The sequence below is a fragment of the Haloarcula sp. CBA1127 genome, from assembly GCF_001485575.1.
Taxonomy (GTDB): domain Archaea; phylum Halobacteriota; class Halobacteria; order Halobacteriales; family Haloarculaceae; genus Haloarcula.
In genome coordinates this window covers 23,152-40,318 of the sequence record NZ_BCNB01000003.1, presented here as the reverse complement: position 1 = coordinate 40,318, position 17,167 = coordinate 23,152, and the positions used below count along the sequence as shown (strand labels likewise).

The 17,167-nt window shown below is 57.4% G+C and carries 23 protein-coding genes and 2 pseudogenes; 21 read left to right on the top strand and 4 right to left on the bottom strand.

Annotated features, from left to right (window positions below; translation table 11 throughout):
• Positions 1 to 41 precede the first annotated feature (41 nt).
• A pseudogene (locus AV059_RS03035) lies at positions 42 to 741 on the bottom strand (helix-turn-helix domain-containing protein).
• A 311-nt stretch (positions 742 to 1,052) separates the two neighbouring features.
• On the opposite strand from AV059_RS03035, the gene AV059_RS03030 reads away from it, so the two are divergent.
• The 11 genes and pseudogenes from AV059_RS03030 (at position 1,053) to AV059_RS02980 (ending at position 9,795) form a co-directional block, all read left to right on the top strand.
• A complete protein-coding gene (locus tag AV059_RS03030) occupies positions 1,053 to 1,358 on the top strand; it encodes a DUF6516 family protein (protein ID WP_058992241.1) in 306 nt (101 codons plus the stop codon).
• Between the two features lie 21 nt (positions 1,359 to 1,379).
• Entirely contained in the window at positions 1,380 to 1,784 is a 405-nt protein-coding gene (locus AV059_RS03025; RefSeq protein ID WP_014030648.1) for a transcriptional regulator, read from the top strand.
• A 282-nt stretch (positions 1,785 to 2,066) separates the two neighbouring features.
• Positions 2,067 to 3,974, top strand: a complete 1,908-nt coding sequence (locus tag AV059_RS03020) for an ATP-binding protein (RefSeq protein ID WP_058992239.1) — start codon at positions 2,067 to 2,069, stop codon at positions 3,972 to 3,974.
• A gap of 141 nt (positions 3,975 to 4,115) precedes the next feature.
• Positions 4,116 to 4,361: an antitoxin VapB family protein gene (locus AV059_RS03015; RefSeq protein WP_004966369.1), complete on the top strand. Its 246-nt coding sequence runs from the start codon at positions 4,116 to 4,118 to the stop codon at positions 4,359 to 4,361.
• Positions 4,358 to 4,756, top strand: a complete 399-nt coding sequence (locus AV059_RS03010) for a PIN domain-containing protein (protein ID WP_007188947.1) — start codon at positions 4,358 to 4,360, stop codon at positions 4,754 to 4,756. Before AV059_RS03015 ends, AV059_RS03010 begins: the two co-directional genes overlap by 4 nt.
• 130 nt (positions 4,757 to 4,886) lie before the next feature.
• A pseudogene (locus AV059_RS03005) lies at positions 4,887 to 5,923 on the top strand (hypothetical protein).
• A gap of 56 nt (positions 5,924 to 5,979) precedes the next feature.
• On the top strand, positions 5,980 to 6,852 hold the full coding sequence (locus AV059_RS03000; protein WP_058992237.1) for a hypothetical protein: 873 nt from the start codon (positions 5,980 to 5,982) through the stop codon (positions 6,850 to 6,852).
• 122 nt (positions 6,853 to 6,974) lie between these two features.
• Complete coding sequence (locus AV059_RS02995) at positions 6,975 to 7,232, top strand: hypothetical protein (RefSeq protein WP_058992235.1); 258 nt, start codon at positions 6,975 to 6,977, stop codon at positions 7,230 to 7,232.
• Between the two features lie 130 nt (positions 7,233 to 7,362).
• Entirely contained in the window at positions 7,363 to 7,911 is a 549-nt protein-coding gene (locus tag AV059_RS02990; protein WP_058992233.1) for a hypothetical protein, read from the top strand.
• A gap of 97 nt (positions 7,912 to 8,008) precedes the next feature.
• The gene (locus tag AV059_RS02985) at positions 8,009 to 8,968 is read left to right on the top strand and encodes an ImmA/IrrE family metallo-endopeptidase (RefSeq protein ID WP_058992231.1); all 960 of its coding nucleotides are present in this window, start codon (positions 8,009 to 8,011) and stop codon (positions 8,966 to 8,968) included.
• Positions 8,969 to 9,042: 74 nt separating this feature from the next.
• Positions 9,043 to 9,795: a hypothetical protein gene (locus AV059_RS02980; RefSeq protein ID WP_195156611.1), complete on the top strand. Its 753-nt coding sequence runs from the start codon at positions 9,043 to 9,045 to the stop codon at positions 9,793 to 9,795.
• Positions 9,796 to 9,957: 162 nt separating this feature from the next.
• On the opposite strand, the gene AV059_RS02975 is transcribed toward AV059_RS02980, so the two are convergent.
• Positions 9,958 to 10,275, bottom strand: a complete 318-nt coding sequence (locus tag AV059_RS02975) for a hypothetical protein (RefSeq protein WP_154020978.1) — start codon at positions 10,273 to 10,275, stop codon at positions 9,958 to 9,960.
• A 103-nt stretch (positions 10,276 to 10,378) separates the two neighbouring features.
• On the opposite strand from AV059_RS02975, the gene AV059_RS02970 reads away from it, so the two are divergent.
• Together AV059_RS02970 and AV059_RS02965 are read left to right on the top strand one after the other, a co-directional pair.
• Positions 10,379 to 10,771: a helix-turn-helix domain-containing protein gene (locus tag AV059_RS02970; RefSeq protein ID WP_058992227.1), complete on the top strand. Its 393-nt coding sequence runs from the start codon at positions 10,379 to 10,381 to the stop codon at positions 10,769 to 10,771.
• A gap of 208 nt (positions 10,772 to 10,979) precedes the next feature.
• Complete coding sequence (locus AV059_RS02965) at positions 10,980 to 11,921, top strand: DUF6610 family protein (RefSeq protein ID WP_058992226.1); 942 nt, start codon at positions 10,980 to 10,982, stop codon at positions 11,919 to 11,921.
• A 90-nt stretch (positions 11,922 to 12,011) separates the two neighbouring features.
• Here the strand turns inward: AV059_RS02965 and AV059_RS02960 are convergent, their stop codons facing one another.
• Entirely contained in the window at positions 12,012 to 12,299 is a 288-nt protein-coding gene (locus AV059_RS02960) for a PadR family transcriptional regulator (protein WP_058992224.1), read from the bottom strand.
• A 231-nt stretch (positions 12,300 to 12,530) separates the two neighbouring features.
• Here AV059_RS02960 and AV059_RS02955 point away from each other — a divergent pair, with 231 nt between their 5' ends.
• From AV059_RS02955 to AV059_RS02940, 4 genes are all read left to right on the top strand, one after another.
• Positions 12,531 to 13,376: a DUF6884 domain-containing protein gene (locus AV059_RS02955; protein WP_058992222.1), complete on the top strand. Its 846-nt coding sequence runs from the start codon at positions 12,531 to 12,533 to the stop codon at positions 13,374 to 13,376.
• Positions 13,369 to 14,031, top strand: coding sequence for a hypothetical protein (locus tag AV059_RS02950; protein WP_154020977.1), 663 nt, complete (start codon positions 13,369 to 13,371; stop codon positions 14,029 to 14,031). The genes AV059_RS02955 and AV059_RS02950 overlap by 8 nt, the downstream gene beginning before the upstream one ends.
• Before the next feature lie 85 nt (positions 14,032 to 14,116).
• A complete protein-coding gene (locus AV059_RS02945; RefSeq protein WP_058992217.1) occupies positions 14,117 to 14,884 on the top strand; it encodes a hypothetical protein in 768 nt (255 codons plus the stop codon).
• On the top strand, positions 14,881 to 15,408 hold the full coding sequence (locus tag AV059_RS02940; RefSeq protein ID WP_195156610.1) for a hypothetical protein: 528 nt from the start codon (positions 14,881 to 14,883) through the stop codon (positions 15,406 to 15,408). The genes AV059_RS02945 and AV059_RS02940 overlap by 4 nt, the downstream gene beginning before the upstream one ends.
• Positions 15,409 to 15,473: 65 nt before the next feature.
• Here AV059_RS02940 and AV059_RS02935 read toward each other — a convergent pair whose 3' ends face one another.
• The gene (locus AV059_RS02935) at positions 15,474 to 15,905 is read right to left on the bottom strand and encodes a hypothetical protein (RefSeq protein WP_058992214.1); all 432 of its coding nucleotides are present in this window, start codon (positions 15,903 to 15,905) and stop codon (positions 15,474 to 15,476) included.
• Positions 15,906 to 16,087: 182 nt separating this feature from the next.
• On the opposite strand from AV059_RS02935, the gene AV059_RS02930 reads away from it, so the two are divergent.
• From AV059_RS02930 to AV059_RS02915, 4 genes are read left to right on the top strand one after another with little or no spacing between them, the layout of a single operon-like run.
• On the top strand, positions 16,088 to 16,378 hold the full coding sequence (locus AV059_RS02930) for a hypothetical protein (protein WP_058992213.1): 291 nt from the start codon (positions 16,088 to 16,090) through the stop codon (positions 16,376 to 16,378).
• Entirely contained in the window at positions 16,375 to 16,689 is a 315-nt protein-coding gene (locus AV059_RS02925) for a hypothetical protein (protein WP_058992210.1), read from the top strand. The genes AV059_RS02930 and AV059_RS02925 overlap by 4 nt, the downstream gene beginning before the upstream one ends.
• The gene (locus AV059_RS02920) at positions 16,680 to 16,886 is read left to right on the top strand and encodes a hypothetical protein (RefSeq protein WP_058992208.1); all 207 of its coding nucleotides are present in this window, start codon (positions 16,680 to 16,682) and stop codon (positions 16,884 to 16,886) included. The genes AV059_RS02925 and AV059_RS02920 overlap by 10 nt, the downstream gene beginning before the upstream one ends.
• Entirely contained in the window at positions 16,883 to 17,122 is a 240-nt protein-coding gene (locus AV059_RS02915) for a hypothetical protein (RefSeq protein ID WP_058992206.1), read from the top strand. The genes AV059_RS02920 and AV059_RS02915 overlap by 4 nt, the downstream gene beginning before the upstream one ends.
• Positions 17,123 to 17,167: the final 45 nt, after the last annotated feature.

Sequence of the window (17,167 nt, the reverse complement as noted above, 5' to 3'; positions counted from 1 at the left end):
CGTTATTTATTCGTTGATCACGTCGATTGTCCCAATAGTTCCTACACGGACTTCCCGCTCTGATCAAGATTAGGGTGTGCCCGTTCTGTCTCTCGATACACGACGCCGAGGTCGTGGTCCTCGTACATCCGGTCAAGCATCGCCAGTGCCGACTGGAACTGGGCGTAGTTCTCGCGCATATACTCAATCGTCTCAGCTCTCGGGATCACTGGGTACCCTTCGACGTGATTGACGTCGAGTGACGAGCGTGGCTCAAGGACGACCTGCAGTGGTCCGTCCAACTCGTCTCGGGGCTGTCGCTCGAATGCAGTGGGGAGGTCGAACGACTCGAAAAACGCCTCCCGAAGTCGACGTCTTGCTCACGGACAGCCAGGAACAACGGATAGTCATCGGGATCGCGACCGACTTGATAGCCGCCTTGGGTCCATATGTAAACGGCGTCGATCCGCGTAAACGTGAATGGCCAGTCACCGAACTGTGGGAGGACGTACGCCTCCTCAATCGAGGGCGGGCTGACGCCGGCGCTGGCAGCGACAAGGTCGCGTGCGGCGTCTCTCACGTGCTCGTCGCTGACAGAGAGGCCGTCATCATAGTGGAGTACCCTGCGTCTTCGAGACGGTTCACGGTCTGCCTCACTGTCTCGTACGGCGTGTGGAGGTGTTGTGCGACACGACGGATGGAGTCACCACTCTCGATGGCGAGGATGACTTGCGCCGCCGTGTCGTCGAGAACCTCGTACATCTGGTGATTACCAGTAATTTGGTAATAATTAAAGATCTTACTGGAGCTTTGGTTAGAGCGTACCTAGCTTAGAAGGCGCTCTTTGTTGTGGTCGGGGAGATCAAAGTGCGGCTCAATTTATGTTCGTATCTCTAGCAGAGTGCTTCTCGAAATAAGGGTGAAAAGGAAGTCCTTCCTACGGTCCCGCAAAAAGATCAGCAGTTTATATACTTGACCGGCGCCACACAAAGTCTCGATTGTGGTCTTTTGACTCTTTTATGGAGTTGTCTCCATAGGCTTATATCTATGGAGGTAATAACATAGGATAGCGGATGGCGTCCTACACTACCATCGAAGACTGGCGGGATGTCAAAGACGGCTACGTCGTTGCTGTGACCATCCGACAGACGGACGATGAAAAGTACCCGTGTGGTTGGGATTACAGCCTCCATCTTGGGGAGGTCGGCGGAGACACGATCCTCCGATACGACAATGCCCACGAACGGACGAAAGGGCACGAGCGCCACATTCACGACGATGTTGAATACATCGAGTTTCCGGGGATGCTGACGCTTTACGACCGCTTCAAGGAGGAGGCTACCGAACTATCGCCCGTTTCGTGGAACTGGTCACCGTAGGACGCCGCCGGGAGGAACACAATGCCCACACTCAAAGTCACCGTCGGAAATAGCGACCATCTCGACCAGCGCACGCGTAGTCGACTCAAGGCCGCTCAGGAGGGCGAAGACCTTGACGACGCCCAACCGACACTGAACTTCGACTCGTACGCCGAACTCAGTCGTCTCCTCAGTCCGAAGAATCTGGAGCTGTTGGAGGCGATCTCCGAACATGAACCGGCGAGCATCCGCGAGGCTGCTGAACTGGTTGACCGAGACTACAAGCAGGTACACCGGAACCTCTCTGAACTTGCAGATATCGACGTTATCGAATTTCAGGGCGGTGGACCGGGCGAAGCAAAGAAGCCGATGTTGGCCTACGACGGTCTCGAAATCGACATTCCATTCACCGGGTCGAACGGGAACACTGGTACTGTTGCACCGTAGTCTATTGCTGTAGTTCCGCTTCGGATAGAGTTCGGCCTCGGTGAGCACTTTGCTTGTGGCCTCCTCACCCGATGGATTCAGGTGGAGACCACCAGTGGCGAATCTGTCTCACCCATCGACAGCCATCACTACCCGTAAATTCATTCGTTCGTTGATAAGAAGTGGTTGAGTAAGCTGTAAATAGAGGTCGTGTGCAGTTATCTTATCGAAGCCCGCATCACTATTCTTCGTCTGAGCAACACCTGCAGTAACACTGTAATAGCTTGCAGCCGACTATGAACTATGGATGGTATCGTTCGGGTGCTATGCGTTGAACGGGATTCGGAACTGCCCGAGCGCCTCGAACAAGCGAACGACCGATTCCAGACCACGACTGTTACCGGAGTGGAGCCCGCGCTGCAGGCCCTTGGGGATGGGATGTATGACTGTCTGGTTTCGGAGTACAAGCTGCCAGACGGCAATGGAGTTGAACTATTTGATAAAGTTCGCAATAACTACCCAAGACTTCCTTTTATTTTGTTCACTGATCACGGGGACGAGTCAGTCATCACTGACGCAATCTCGGCAGGAGTTACTGACTACGTACAGAAGGCAGCGGGCCCAGCCCAGCATAAGATACTAGCGAACCGTATCACCAACGCTGTTTCAGCCCACAGAACGGCGATAGAAACGAACCGGGAGCACCACCGTTTCGAACAAGTACTAAAAACCAGCCCCAGCTGTGTAGTCCAGGTTGACCGGGATGGACAGTTCATTTTTGCAAATGACCGTGCTGAAACAGTGCTTGGGCTGGAACAAACTAAGCTAGAAGATCGCACGTACAACGACCCTGAATGGGATATCAAAGATCTCGATGGAAATCCGCTCTCCGACAGTGAACTCCCATTTGCACGCGTCTTGCACACCGGTGAACCAGTACGGGATTTCCAGCATACAATCCGATGGCCCGATGGGAGAGAACGCGTGCTCTCAGTGAGTGGTGCACCGATCATCGACGAGAAGTCAGTCGAAAGTGTCGTCTTCTCGCTCACGGATGTCACCGACCAACATCGGCGTGAACGGGGCCTCAAGAAACTCCATAGGGCGACTCGGGAGTTGTACGATGCTGGAAGTAAACAAGAGGTTGCACAGATCGCTAGCGACACAGCAGATGCGATTCTCGACTTTGACCTGAACGGCATCCACTTTTATGACGAACAAGTAGACGGGCTAAAACCCGTAGCTGTATCGGAGCGAACCCAGCGTGTGGTCGACGAGCTGGTGACCTTTGATCACGGAATCGCTTGGGAGGCGTTCCATTCCGGTGAGGTCAGACAATACGGTGACATCCGAAATGCCGACGAAATATACGATTCTGAGACGGATTTTCGGAGTGGACTCTACTTCCCGCTCGGAGAGTACGGTATTCTGCTTGCGAATTCGATAAAGAGCAACGACTTCGACGAAGTTGACGTCTCGCTGGGACAACTCCTTGCGGAAAACGCGAAAGGTGCACTTGATCGCGTCGATCGGGAAGCACTCCTCCGTGAACGGACACAGAAGCTTACGAAACAGAACCAACAGCTCGATGAGTTCGCCCGGACCATCACCCACGACCTCCGCAATCCGATGCAAGTCTTGCGAGGGACACTCGACGGCGTTCGCCAGACGACAGATATTGACCATCTGGACCGGGGTTATCGAGCACTTGACCGGATGGAGACGCTCATCGACGACGTGCTTGCGCTCGCCCAGCAAGGGCAACTGATAGACGAGACTGAAACAGTCTCACTTGCAGCACTCGCCCGCGAATGTTGGGATGTTCTGGAGACTGCAGAGGCGGAACTCGTTGTTGAGGGCGATTTGCAGTTCGAAGCCGACCCGGGACGAGTCCGCCAAATCTTTGAAAATCTCTTTGCCAATTCGGTGGCCCACGCCGGTGACGATGTGACAGTTACAGTTGATACGCTCCCAGAGGGATTCTCCGTCGGTGATGATGGACCTGGTATCGACCCGGTGGAGCGTGATCAGATATTCACCAACGGTTATACAAGTACAGGAGAGGGTACTGGATTCGGACTCGCGATTGTCAAGCAAATTGCTGATGCTCATGACTGGATGGTGAATGTCACACAGAGTCCCAGTGGCGGGACACAAATTGAGTTTACAAATGTGGATCTGTTGGAATCTTCTTCTTCGTACACAGAATAGTATGAAACAGCCAGTTATTGAAGAGTGTGAGTACCGCAGACGCAAATCTCGATAATCCTTGACATCTGATTTCGGTAAACAAGTCGATCTTGTGTTTTCCCACAAGGATTAACCAATGTCAACGCCAACGTTGACGTACCAATGGCGACCGCAGATGAGCAGATACGAGTGAGCGATCGAGTGAAGCGACAGCTTGATCGCCGTCGCCGTGAGGGCGAATCATTCAACGACGTACTCGAACGCGTCCTCGATGAGAGTGAAGATGCTGACTTCTACGACGGGTTCGGGATTCTTTCTGATGAGGACGCCGATTGGATTCGAGACAAGCGCGAGAACTCGAAAGAGAAGCGGAAAGAGCGGATGCGACGGTTAGGCGAGGATACATGAGGGTTCTTGATGCGAACTTCCTTATCGATTACCTGAGCGGTCACCCTGCCACAGAAACGTACTACGAATCGAACGGCGGTGAGGAAGAGCTATGGGTAATGCCCGCTCCTGCCCACGCTGAAGCACTCGTTGGTGTCGGAAACCTCCCATCGGGCGATCTCGAAGAGGCGGTTGAAGCGCTGTCGTGGGGTGAAATATACGAAGTCAGCGAAGATCTGTCGGTTGAAGCGGGACGAATCGCTGACGAGGTTGGATCACAGGGACCATATCTTGACGGCGTTGACGCGCTCGTTGCCGCGGTCGGACGAGAACTTGATGCGACAGTGGTCTCGGTCGACGGTGACCTCACTCATGAGGAGACCAAACAAGTCGTCGACGTTGAAGAGTATCGCTGAGTACCCAAACGACTCGTCCTTGCACTTTTCAGGCGAAGCACACAACCGCCACGGGTTATCAAGCCAGTCGAAACAACTGTAGCGGTTGGCCTTGCCGGCAAAATTTTGTGTTCCTCTGTCGGGTGAGAGGATGACTGACCTTTCACTCGGTACGTTCGGAGACGGAGACAGCGCCGACAACGACCTCGATCCCGATGCTGCAAGCATCGCCCGATGCGCGACGACGTGTCGCGCTCCTGACCGCGACGACAGCAGTTGGGCCGCCCCGGACGAGGACTGGGGGCTGACAACGCAGCGGCCGGCGTCGTCAATCAACACGTCGGCTGGTCGAGCAACCAAACAGCAAACCCGGTGGGTCGTCGATGGGGACGTCGGAGACTACGTTGAGCAGTACGCAACTGGCGACCTCCTGCAAATCCCAAACACGTACGGCGAGTTCGACTCCATTGACACCCGAGTCACATTCGTCGACGGACTCGCTGACAGCTATGGGTACGGCATTGACGCACGGGCTCTTGAAAAGGCATTGCGAGTCCTCACTGGCGGTGGCCGATACACTGCATCGAGATACACGGCGATCCCGTGCGGGCAGCAGCCGTGGATTCTGACGGGGCCAGAAGGGACGCTCTTGTGCAGCTGTATGCCCGTTGAGCGGCCGGAGAATCCATACACGAAGGACCTGCGGACGCCAGAGACAACCCTGCAGATCGAGGAGCAGAACCAAACAGTTCGTACGGGGGCTGCTGAGTTTGCTCACCTGCTGTCCGACGCTCTCGGTGTCGATATCGAGGGTGTAGAGTACGCAACAGTACGCGGGAAAACCCAACACTCATTCATCGACGGGGAGGACAAGTTCCCGATCAAGGCTAGTGACTTAGCACAGTTGCACGGGTTAACGTCCGATCCATCCGTCATTCAGGCGGGGATAGGCCATGGAGTCCAGCCCCCAGTGGTGGCGATCCAATCTCAGTCGAATGGGATGGGCCGGATCATCCGGTTGGATATCTCGACGAGGGAGATGTAGTCGCCGGCTACGAGTTTGCGTGGGAACAACCCGAGGAGTCGCTGGAAGACGTTGCAGTCGTTCGCGAGTACCGGATCACACGGAACTACTCGCGCTGGACGGTTGACTACCATACCCATCGACTCGCGGCAGTCGTCCCCTGACCGACGCCGCCAACGGCATATTTTGTGTGCCCTCCGGCAAGTGGAGGGTAATCCAGATGTCACAGTCCACAGCGACCAGTAGCACCGAAGCAGCAACCACCGACGCCGAAACGACCGTGCCAGAGACGGCGACAGACAGTGACGCAGAAATCGACACTGCGGACCTCCTGTCGCTCGATGCCCCGCAGCATCTTCGGATCAGCGGCGAGGTCCAGCTGTTTGAGCGGATCTTCGCGGCGGCTGGCACGGTCACGGACAAGACGCGGATAGGGATTGCAGAGTCGGGAATCGCCATCCGGGCGGCTGACCTGCAGGGACACGCGATGGTCGACCTGCGTGTTTCTGGGAGTTCGTTCACCTCTTTCGATGCAGGGAGGGGAACGTTGGGGGTGGATGTCGGACGAGTTCGCGATGCACTCTCGATCGGCGACGCAGGCGACCTTGCACAGTTCGCACTCGATGCAGCGAATAGCACACTAGAAATCAACATCGACGGGATAACGCGCACTATTTATCTTGAGGCGGTTGAATCGCTCCGCTACCCTGTCGAGATGCCAGAGATAGACATCCCGGCGACTGTCCATCTGAGTCCAGATGACATCTCGCTCGGTCTTGAGGCAGCCGATATGCTTGCCGACCGGTTTGACCTCTCTGTTGACTCAGAAACCAGAGAAGTACGGTTTGCGGCAGACGGCGACACTGACAGCATGACCTACCGGTGGGACGACACCGATCTCATTGCCTTCGAGCCTGCGGATGTCGAAGTGAAACTGGACTCATCGCTGGTCAAATCGGCGAATGCTGGCCTGCCAGACGGCACGAATCGGGTTCTCCATATCGGAGACGGGGTGCCACTCGTGCTGAAATCCGAGTTCCCCAACGCCGATGGAGCGATGCAGTTCGTGATAGCACCGAAGCTCCCGAACTGACTCGGTTCCCCGTGGTTTTGCGGAAACGGTGGTGTGTCTTAACCAACAGCGACCGCCATACTTCGCAGTTGTTGGTTAGCGCTAATTTTGTGTCTCCCCGGCTGGGTGAGGGATTTTCCTCTATGGACCAGACCGTTCCAGACTACGAGCGCTTCGAGCGCGAACAGATCGCACAGGACCGTGACCGGCAGCGTCCCAATACCGTCGAGATTGACGAGCCACGAGGCCGTGAGGTGGTCACCAGTCTGCTTGACGAGGGCGTCGTTGAGCCAATTCCAGAACACGAAGTCTTGCAGCACGTTCCGTCCGGACAGTGTTTCAACTCCGACGTGGCGCTGGTGTACTTCCACAAGGGCTGGGAGGCTAGAGGCGAGGAGTAGCCGACTCGCAGACTAACCAACACAGTACCCCATATTCCATTCAGTGTTGGTTAGCGGCAACGTCTCTTCTCTGACGCGGCGTACTGGCACGTCCCGAGAGTTGATACCCTATCGGAATTGTCCCAAGCGTATGGACCGCACTGACTGGCCGACACCCGGCCCGAACGAGCCTGTCCCGGCATGGGACGAGTACCGGCAGCTGCGCGAGGCCGTCCACGACTACCTCGATCACGAGCCAGAGGACCCAACGTGGGCGGACATTTGGAAAGCGCTCGGCGCGATCGTGGGCGAATACCAGCGCGATGCGTTCGTGCAAGCCTTCGACCTCGATGCGCCTACCGAGACAGCCTGCATACGGCGTCTCATTACGGGCGACGACGAGTGCCCCCACCCGCCGCTTGACGCCGACAGCGACCCGAAGGGACCGCCTCACAGCCCGCCAGCAGACGACCACTCGACGCTCTGGCTTGACGATGGCGAGCCGGCGTTGTACTCGATGCACGTTTACCCCGGCAACATCGAGCGATTGGATTCCACAGAGCCGCCCCACAATCTCTGGTTCGACGTCTTCGAGTTTGCCGCCGAGTGGGGACTAGAGGTCTCGATTCTCGCAAAGTCATGGTACAACCTTGGCTCGGCTATCCACGTCGTCTTCTACCCGCCAGAGCGGTACAGGTAGCCAGCTCACCTCGCTCTCGCTCAGTCAGCAAGTCGATTTTGTGACCCCCAGTGGAGGTGCGGGGGCGTGCCCGAGAGTGCGTCCCGAAGATAGACCGATGTCAACGATACAGTCAGACACCCCAGAGCAGTCCAGCCAACAGACCACTTGCACCTTCGACGATTCGGACTCCCGGGACGAGGAGATGCGCGACCAACTCGATGCGTGGGTCGAAGACCTCGCCGACCTCACCGACGAAGCGCAGGCCAGCGAGCAGTTCCAGCAGTGGCTCGATGTGCAGAGCAAGTTCCACGATTACTCGGCCCGGAACACGCTACTCATCAAGCTCCAGTGTCCCGAGGCAACGCGAGTCGCCGGCTACAATACGTGGCAGAATGAGTTCGACCGCTACGTCCAGCAAGGCGAGGACGCGATCTGGATCTGGGCTCCGATCATCACGAAGAAGTGCCCCAAATGCGGCAACTCGCCGTCGTATCACGAGAACTCGGACTGTGAGTACGACGAGACAGACCCTGAGCAGTGGCATCGGGGACTGGTCGGGTTCCGGCCAACGTCAGTGTTCGATATCTCCCAGACAGAGGGTGAGCCGCTTCCAGAGCTAGAAACAGAAGCTCACGGCGACCCGGATGGACTTGTCGAGGACCTGTTGGACGCGACCGACGAGATCGGCGTCGACGCGAGAATCGTCGCTCCGGGGGAGTGGGAGCATGGGTCTGCACGGGGTGTCTGCGAGCGTCGGAACGTCATGACGACGAATCCGATGGTCGAAGCGGTCGACCGAGACAATCGGGCCGCCCTCGCGAGTACACTGATTCACGAGTTCGCCCATGCAGAGCTTCACTTCAATGTCGAGGATGAGGCGGAGCGGTCGAAACGCGAGGTCGAAGCCGAGGCAGTCGCATACGTGGTCAGTCGTCACTTCGGGCTGGACCCCGACAACTCGGCGTTCTACCTCGCGGCGTGGGACGGCGACGCACCAGAGACGTTGCGGGACCGGCTGGACCGTATCTCGAAGACGGCTGCGGATCTGATCGACGCCGTCGAAGGTGCCAGCTGAGAGGGAGCGGTATCTTTCCAGTCGTGCTTGAGAGGAGTGTTTTGTGACTCCCCTGGTGGCCGAGGGAGTCGAATATGCGTTCCACAGCAGCGTCAGGTAGCCGTCCTGTCGGACAGTTCTTGAGTGTCTTAGCAGAGTTGCGTGACCAGATCGGAGGGCCGTACTACCTCGGAGACGTGACCGGGCGATTGGACTGGCCCGACCGAGGAGTGTACTTTTTCTTCTCGCCAGCAAGCGACCTTCGGGCAACGACAGCGGTCGACTGGCGACTCTCACGGATCGGTACCGTCGGCGTCAGTACCGGCTCGTCGAACACGCTCTGGAACCGACTCAGGCAACATCGTGGGAACGTTCGCGGGAAGTACGCCGGCGGTGGCAACCATCGTGGTTCGATTTTTCGCTTGCACGTCGGACGGGCGCTAATCGAGAAGCACGGCTGGCACGACGAGTATCCTCACTGGGGCGAGCCAAATCCCGACGCCGAGACGACTGCTGTTCGCGAGCAGGAACACGAACTCGAACAGCGCGTTTCAGAATATATCCGGGATCTGCCGTTTCTCTGGGTGGACATCCCGGGCAAGCCCGGACCAGAGTGTGACAGAGCCGAGATTGAGTCAAATACCATCGCGATGGTGTCGAGGTATCGTCGATCCGCAGGGCTATCGGACCTCGATTGGCTTGGATACCACTCGCCGAAATCTGAGGTGTATCAGTCTGGACTGTGGAACGTGCGACACGTCTCCGACTCGCCTGACCCATCGGCTCTGAATCGGCTGTCAGAGTACGTGTCGTCAGCAGAAGCGCTGAATTTTCAGTCAAGGATTTAACGCAGACTCTTACTCAGAGCCAACAGTGGATCTTGATAGAGAAATCCCGCCTACTGACTGAGAATCCAAGCCACCTGATGTGGGATTGCTGATAACTTGCGAACACGCCTGTTCTGACGGTGAGAGGTGTTTTGAGTGGCGTTCTTCGAAAACCGCAGAGAGTCAGAACCCCCACGGCGGGTCGCCCCCGTTCTCTTCGATGAAGTCGATTCCATCTTGGATGCTGGTGAGCCGAACGTTTTCCCGATGGCCGCCACCGTACATCTCGATAGGCGGCGGGTTTTTCGCTAGCTCCTCCAGCACGTCGCGGGCGTCCCCCTTCGCGTGTGAGGGGAGTCCTGAGTTGTTCATAACCGTATCAACCTGCTTTTTGTGGTTCCCTGTGACCTTGTTCTTCACGAGGTACTTCACCATCTTGACGGCGAGTTTTTGATCTTCTTCTTCCATTTTCACCTCATGCTTTACTTCCACACCATCCATTATAACCCTGTCCATAGATATAGACAGTGGTGCCCACTACAATGTGGAAGTAGGGCCCAAGAGCATGGGCAATCTTTATATACCTCCCCCAACTCCTAGAAGTATGTCCATGCTACCCTCGGAGAACGAATCGGAAGGTGCAGACGATGGGGGGTACGTGACGGACGACCACCTGCTGGTGGATGTCCTTGGCGGCCACCCGAAGACGCGGATTCTGGCCGTGTTCCTCGGCAACCCTGAAATGGACTTCAACGTCACTGAGATAGCCGACTACGCGGACTTGAAGCGCGATACGGTCTACAAATATCTCGACACTCTCCGCGGCTGGGGACTGGTCGAAGAAACACGACGCGTCGGCAACAGCCAGATGTATGCCCTCAACACCGACTCAGAGGCCGCCAAGTCGCTCGCGAAGGCTGAGTGGAAGCTGGTGGAACTCCTCGGCCAGAAGGAAGAACAGGACCAACTGGACGAGGACAACAACCCGCTCCCCTAGCTAGCTGCGTCTCTTGATACCGGGCCGTCACGTGGCCTGAGGGTATATACCGGAGGATGGGCAAGGATTTGAGGACAAAGAGAATAATTCAGCAGCGGCGCGATGACATCCTCCCCGTCCTGAATGACGGGACACTCTCGCTGGTGAAAGGTAGTTTTTTGCCGCGCCTGCCAGCTGGGCGCGCCGCTGGGCGCGCTCGGTGTTTTCCATGTCCTCTGAGGCACGACACTCTTGGTCAGCGGCGGCTGTCGGCGATGCACAGCAGGCTGAGTACATCGGCTTCCTTCACCGGGAGCCGTTCGTAATCGATGCTTACCGGCTTGGATTCGCCGTCGGCGTTCGCGAGGACTACACCTACCAGTCCTCGCTTCGGAACGTCGACGTCCCGATTGAGATTCTGGACAACGACTTCTGGAATCCAGACTTGGACCGGTACATCGAACGCTTCGAGCAGTACGAGCCGTCGGTCGGGATGCTTGGCGACGCATACGACCGACAGGAGGCGCGCCGGTACAACCAAGCCGCACGGGAGCTGAAACGGAAGTTTCCGGGGACGGAGGTCATTATCGTCCCGAAGTGCCGCGACGCAATCGACGTGATCGACGACGACATTGTCTTGGGATACCCGATGGGCTACTCCGACCAGACCGCCGACGAGTACACGGATATTGTGGACTGGCGGGGACGGCGAGTGCATCTGTTGGGGGCAAGTCCGACAAAGCAGTATCCGGTGATTGAGGAGCTGACACAGCCGCGTGTGACCGGTGAAGAACCAGCCGATATCGTTGGCGTTGACTGGAACGGCGTTCACTTGGCGGCGCTTCACGGCGAGTATTTCTCACCACACGGCTACGGGAGTGCGGATCAGCTCTCGATCCGGGAGACGGTTCGAGAGAGCTTGCGACATATCCGGTCATACTGGAAATCGCGGGGGGTGTGGCCGACCGTGGAGACAGACCGGAGCCCGCTAACAGCGGAACCGATGGACCCCGTCTGGGCTGCTGACGGTTCGAGAGCGACTGTGAGTGGCCTTGAGGATGCTATTGTCGTCGAGTATGAGAACGGACAGACGCTCGCGTATCGGAGCCAACACGAGCGAGACAGAGTGGAATACCGGGCAGGACTCACTCCCAGTGAAGTTCACGGCTAGAGCCGACCGGACAGCCTCAGAGAGTTTTGTGACTCCCCCTATGGCGAGAGAGTTCAATTGAGCGCGAAACTGTCACAGGCGCGTTGACAGTCATACAGAAAGATCACCCACTCCGTATTGTCGTTCCCACTCGCTTCGAGCAGCTATCTCTCGTTTGCCACGTCGCGTGATTGAATAGATATTGGTCCGTCTGTCTTTTTGTGCCTTCTCAACGAGCCCTTTGTCGGCAAGTGTGTCAAGGCTCGGGTATAGCCTCCCGTGATGGATTTCTTTCTGATAGGATTCCTCCATTTCTTCTTTGATCGCTAAGCCATGTGGGCCGTCTAGACCATACACCACGTACAGGAGATCACGTTGAAAACTGGTGAGGTCAAACATCTAACAATGGCTAGTAACTTTGCGCCATTAAGTTTACTGAAGTTGACCAAAATCCAGACGAGTCCGGAAGAACTACCGTGCAATTCTGGATCCAAGCAAAATCATGCCAGAGGTACTTGACGCACCTGCTGAGCACCCAGAGAAGCACCTGCCCGAAGCGTTGCCAGACGGACACAACTACTGATTCTGGCTGTAGTTTTGTGACTCCCTTTCTGGGTGAGGGAGATACAGATGACGACCACACAGACTGAGCGGACTCGTGGCCGCTTCGTACTGATTGGATGCGGCGATGCGAAAACTGACGATCCAGCTGAGGCTCGTGACCTCTATACATCCTCGTACTTCGCGGTCAAGCGATCATATGCTGAGGCGGCTGTCCAGTGGGCTCGAACCGCTGACCGACGAGCGAACACCTGGGCGGTTCTCTCTGCAGAACACGGGATCTTGATGCCCCGGCAGACGGTCGCCCCGTACGATACGACCATCGAGGACCTGCGCGGCGACCCCATCGAAGGAGAAGCCAATTATCGGCTGCCGTCAGGCGACTGTGTTGAGAGCCGACTAGATCGGTGGGCGCTCCGTGTCCATTCATCTCTCGGTGATTGGCTCCGGCGACCCTATGCTGCCGATCAACAGGAGTCGCCCTGTCGGGAGTTGGTCGTTCTGGCCGGCAGCGACTACGTCGACGCGCTGCGTAAGCGCGGCATCTTCGACGGACGACCAACTGCGATTCGGACTGGACGAGAGACGTACACTGCCCTCCCGCCGAAAGCGACAGTCCGCTTCCCCTTCCAGGAGCGTGACTTCGACGGGATGTTCGACCAGATGGGCTGGCTCTCAGACCGGGCCGAAGAACTCTCGTCGGCAGCGGCTCCAGCCCGACGATCAGAACTCTCGGCCTTTGACGGCGGCTTCGAGCGTGACTCTGCTATGTGGCAAACAGGCCACAGTGGCGTCGACGTCGAGGGAACCGAGCAGGCTGGGTTGGATGCGTTCGAGAACGTCCCCGAACGGTTCCTTGCCACGAGGCAGACGAGTCTTGCGACCGACGGCGGGGAAGGAGAACAGGGTGGATAGCACGCAAACCCACGATATTGAGCGTGCAGCGGATATCCAAGTTGATACGCCGCTTGATCGCGAGGTAATTCGGACGGCGGAGACTGGATTTCTGGCCGTCTGTTCGGATAATTACTGCTCTTGGCAAGGACTGTTCCCAACCCGGGAGATGGCAGCCGAAGCAGTAGAGACCCACATCGAGCGAGCCCGGCGGTCTCCGGATTACAAGTACCACTTCGGCCAGCAAAACCCGTACGTCGTGGAGCTGATCGACGATTCCACAGCACGGATCTGCCCGGATCAAGAGCTAGATCCACTTGAGCCGTGGAACTCCCATCGCGACGGACAGCGACTTTCCCGGTCGGAAGCCACTCGAACGCCGCTCGGGGAACAGTTGCATCGCGGGGACCTCATTGACTGCCACGGGCCCGGTGACGCGATGGTGCTACAAATCTCGCGAACTCGAGCGTTTGGCTTGCCGGCGTTTAGCATCATCTACGTCTCGCCCGATAGCGAGCCAAACAAGGACGGCAGCTACAGCGACGATGACCACCGATATCTGAATAATTACGTGGCTCGCGAGGGCGAAGCGGTGAGCGTTCCAATGGCTGATCGGCTGTCGTTCCGTGGACAGACCAACGCCCAGAGCGACCTGAAACGGTGGTCGTCGGGCTGACACCTCGTATTTAACCAACATTCATCGCTTCTGTTGGTTAACGCGCTGTGTCGGGCGATTTTCTGTTCCTCTGGCGGGTGAGAGGATGTCCACACACTCAGCATCGACGCGAACACAGTCGTTCCAGCATCGCCCGCCAGCAGACACAGGGGAGTGTTCCTGTCCGATTCACGCCAACGGTGACCCGTTCACCGCACCTCTCGGGATTCGATTTGCCGATCATGTCGGCGTGGAGCCAATCGACAGAGAGACCGCAGCCGCCGTGTACGAGGCGCATCACTCCTATATGGGGTCGCTGCCGTCGGTCAACCTCACCCACCACGGGCTGTACTTTCAGGACTCGCTAGTCGGGGCTATCACGTACCGCTACCCGCTCATATCGAAGAAGCGAATCCGGTACGGCGTCGACGGCCAGCTCTGTCCCGAGCCCGTCGAGATCGACAGTCTTCCAGCAGAGATTCGAGCGACTGCCCGACGGGTGCTTCCGTCGACGGACACGCCAGTCGTTGACAGCGAAGTGATTTCTGGCGACTCACTCGTCGAGGCCGCGCGGATCTGCATGGGCGTTCGGATGCCGAACCTCGCGTCGGCAGCGCTGGCCCGCTCACAGGAGCGATTCTTGCAGGCTGACGACCGTGACACTCGCTTCTTGTTGACGTGGGTACGCTCGGACTATGATGGCGCGATGGTTCGAGCGCTGAAAGACAAGGGCTGGACCTGTACGGGCTATCGAGAACCAGGGCAAGCGAGCAACCGCGAGAACAAGCCGATTCGTGAGCGATACAAGTGGCGGTTTCTCTGTCCCGTGGACACTGCTCGCGAACAATCAACACTTGCACGGTGGTCTCAATGACCGACGTCCAGCCCGAGGCAACGGCTGAGTGCTGTCGATTCTGTGGGGTGAGGGCTGATATCTCCGGTGAGGCGTACACCTACGTCCGGTGGCCCGACGAGGTCGACCGAGAAGACGGCATGTTCCGATTCACGATTTGCCGGGGGTGTGCGCTTCAGGACCGCGACAACGTCGAGCAGGCCGCTTCGCTCTTCCACGAGGCAGATCGAGACCATCTCCTTACCTGCGATGTCTGTGGGGCCGTTGGCTGCCAGTCTGCCAGTACTCGTCGGCCAGCAGCGGAGACGTATCGACTCGCGAGCGTTATCTCCTGGTCGGTGACAATCAACGGCTTCGACGGGGCAACACACTCTTGCAGTGAGTGCAGTCCTATCCTGCCGGTCGACTGTGTGAAACGCCCTGACCGGACATACGATGGCGGAGTGCCGCGTCTCGTTGAACCGCCGTTTGACTCAGCTGCGAAGACAGCAGGCGATGCTCCGGCAGACAGTACACAGGTCGAGATCGGCGGGTGGACTGGGTAGTCAGTGGTAGTTCCACGAAACCGGTGGGTCTGGTCCGCTAATGAGCAGTACAGAGCGTTTCCTTTTCAGACAGAGGGGGAGTTTGTCTGTGGACTGCGTCCGGTAATGAACGGTGTCAAGAAGAACAGAACACCACCAACTGCGGCGACGGTGATGCCAAGACCGAATGGAAGTATCGTCAGTGTAGCGGGGTCATACGTCATCTCGAACGAATAGACTGTACCTTGGTACTGGACGGCGTTATTAGCGAACGTACTCAAGGTGGCATCTTCAACTGGGGCTGCTCCGCCATCATTTACTCGATCAAATACTTCTTTCTCCGCCGAAGTAAGATCCGAATACGGCACCGTTGGTTCATTTGTATCAGGGACGGACTGGTCAACCTGAACCATATAGGGTGTAGATTGTATCTCACCGTATGCAGCAAATCCCGTTGTTGCAATCCCGATGATGAACAACCCGATACCAGCGGCTTGGAGGGTGGGGAGGGGACTCATTAAAACATTATTCAATTTACCAATTATATCAAACTTTTCACCGAGTGCTGGTCGGGAATCGATAGGTTCGCAGGCTTGTTAAGCAGGTATTTCAGCCAACGGAGTAAGTAAAAAAACTCATCCAAAGCGGCAGCGAGTCCCAATTTTGTGTTCCTCTGGTGGGTGAGAGGATGTCTCGAAATATGTCCTGCCGTCGTTCGGAAGACCTGTCTCAGCCAACCACCTCGCGGTTCGTCGAGTCCATTGCGACAGCTGTTCGAGGGCAGTCCGACAGCGCCGATGTTGAGGCGGTCGTCCTCCGTGCGGTGGCCCAGCGCTCAGACAGCATTGACCTGCCGGACATACTCGAACTTCGCTCGCTCCTGAACGTCGACGGTGAGCAGACAGACACGCTAGAGGAACAGGTCACAACCATCATCAGCGCCGTCGATGCCGAACTCGCTGGCTGGGACTGCCGGGAGGCCTGTGCATGAACTCAGCAGGAACAGCCACGTTGGGTGATTTCGGCGCTGGTGGCCCACGCTCGGATGCGCTGATTGACAGACAGAGCGCGGCACAGGAGGCCGCTACCGGCGAGTGGGAATTTCTCGCCGCTGGCAACGACACGATCGGCTGGCACATTCCCGACACCGGAGCGACAGTCCTGCTCAAAGGTGGTGACGACAGCTGGACGCTCGAACGGGCGACCAAACTGGTCGGGACGCGCCGGTCACTCGACGCCGGGCTGGAGCTTGCCAACTCGTACATGGCAGACAGACCGGAGGGAGCCTCGACATGGCGATGATCGAGCGCGAGCAGTGGCGTCGCGAGGAACGCCACCGTGTTCCGGCAGCACTGGCACGCGCCCGGTTCTGGCAGTCGGTTGCGCCGGATAAAATCGGCTTCTGGGACGCCGTCGACGAGACGCTTCTGGCTCACTACCCGGACTGTCGGTACAGGTGCAGGACGACACTCGATGACTTCCGAGAGGAGGATTCATGAGCGACACTCCTGACCCAATTCTCGACAAACTCCCTCCAGAGCGGTTGCTGGACGCCGATCATCTCCAGCCAATCGTCGCTGGTATCAACTGTATGCACTCCATCGAGACGGTCCAGCAGTATCTCGCCTACGAAAACCAGCACGAGAACCGGACGCCAGTGCAGTCTCGCCTTCGAGAGCGGGCACGCGAGATCCGTCGCGATGAATCGGATACTGAGGAACGAGCCATCGTGTAATTTCTGTGCCCCAGCGGGGTGAGGGGCGTTCCGCGGAGGACGTGC

Coding starts and splice junctions, on each gene's coding strand:
- AV059_RS03030 (WP_058992241.1), top strand. CDS start 1,053: ATGGCGTCCTACACTACCATCGAAGACTGGCGGGATGTCAAAGACGGC.
- AV059_RS03025 (WP_014030648.1), top strand. CDS start 1,380: ATGCCCACACTCAAAGTCACCGTCGGAAATAGCGACCATCTCGACCAG.
- AV059_RS03020 (WP_058992239.1), top strand. CDS start 2,067: ATGGATGGTATCGTTCGGGTGCTATGCGTTGAACGGGATTCGGAACTG.
- AV059_RS03015 (WP_004966369.1), top strand. CDS start 4,116: ATGGCGACCGCAGATGAGCAGATACGAGTGAGCGATCGAGTGAAGCGA.
- AV059_RS03010 (WP_007188947.1), top strand. CDS start 4,358: ATGAGGGTTCTTGATGCGAACTTCCTTATCGATTACCTGAGCGGTCAC.
- AV059_RS03000 (WP_058992237.1), top strand. CDS start 5,980: ATGTCACAGTCCACAGCGACCAGTAGCACCGAAGCAGCAACCACCGAC.
- AV059_RS02995 (WP_058992235.1), top strand. CDS start 6,975: ATGGACCAGACCGTTCCAGACTACGAGCGCTTCGAGCGCGAACAGATC.
- AV059_RS02990 (WP_058992233.1), top strand. CDS start 7,363: ATGGACCGCACTGACTGGCCGACACCCGGCCCGAACGAGCCTGTCCCG.
- AV059_RS02985 (WP_058992231.1), top strand. CDS start 8,009: ATGTCAACGATACAGTCAGACACCCCAGAGCAGTCCAGCCAACAGACC.
- AV059_RS02980 (WP_195156611.1), top strand. CDS start 9,043: ATGCGTTCCACAGCAGCGTCAGGTAGCCGTCCTGTCGGACAGTTCTTG.
- AV059_RS02975 (WP_154020978.1), bottom strand. CDS start 10,275: ATGGATGGTGTGGAAGTAAAGCATGAGGTGAAAATGGAAGAAGAAGAT.
- AV059_RS02970 (WP_058992227.1), top strand. CDS start 10,379: ATGTCCATGCTACCCTCGGAGAACGAATCGGAAGGTGCAGACGATGGG.
- AV059_RS02965 (WP_058992226.1), top strand. CDS start 10,980: ATGTCCTCTGAGGCACGACACTCTTGGTCAGCGGCGGCTGTCGGCGAT.
- AV059_RS02960 (WP_058992224.1), bottom strand. CDS start 12,299: ATGTTTGACCTCACCAGTTTTCAACGTGATCTCCTGTACGTGGTGTAT.
- AV059_RS02955 (WP_058992222.1), top strand. CDS start 12,531: ATGACGACCACACAGACTGAGCGGACTCGTGGCCGCTTCGTACTGATT.
- AV059_RS02945 (WP_058992217.1), top strand. CDS start 14,117: ATGTCCACACACTCAGCATCGACGCGAACACAGTCGTTCCAGCATCGC.
- AV059_RS02940 (WP_195156610.1), top strand. CDS start 14,881: ATGACCGACGTCCAGCCCGAGGCAACGGCTGAGTGCTGTCGATTCTGT.
- AV059_RS02935 (WP_058992214.1), bottom strand. CDS start 15,905: ATGAGTCCCCTCCCCACCCTCCAAGCCGCTGGTATCGGGTTGTTCATC.
- AV059_RS02930 (WP_058992213.1), top strand. CDS start 16,088: ATGTCCTGCCGTCGTTCGGAAGACCTGTCTCAGCCAACCACCTCGCGG.
- AV059_RS02925 (WP_058992210.1), top strand. CDS start 16,375: ATGAACTCAGCAGGAACAGCCACGTTGGGTGATTTCGGCGCTGGTGGC.
- AV059_RS02920 (WP_058992208.1), top strand. CDS start 16,680: ATGGCGATGATCGAGCGCGAGCAGTGGCGTCGCGAGGAACGCCACCGT.
- AV059_RS02915 (WP_058992206.1), top strand. CDS start 16,883: ATGAGCGACACTCCTGACCCAATTCTCGACAAACTCCCTCCAGAGCGG.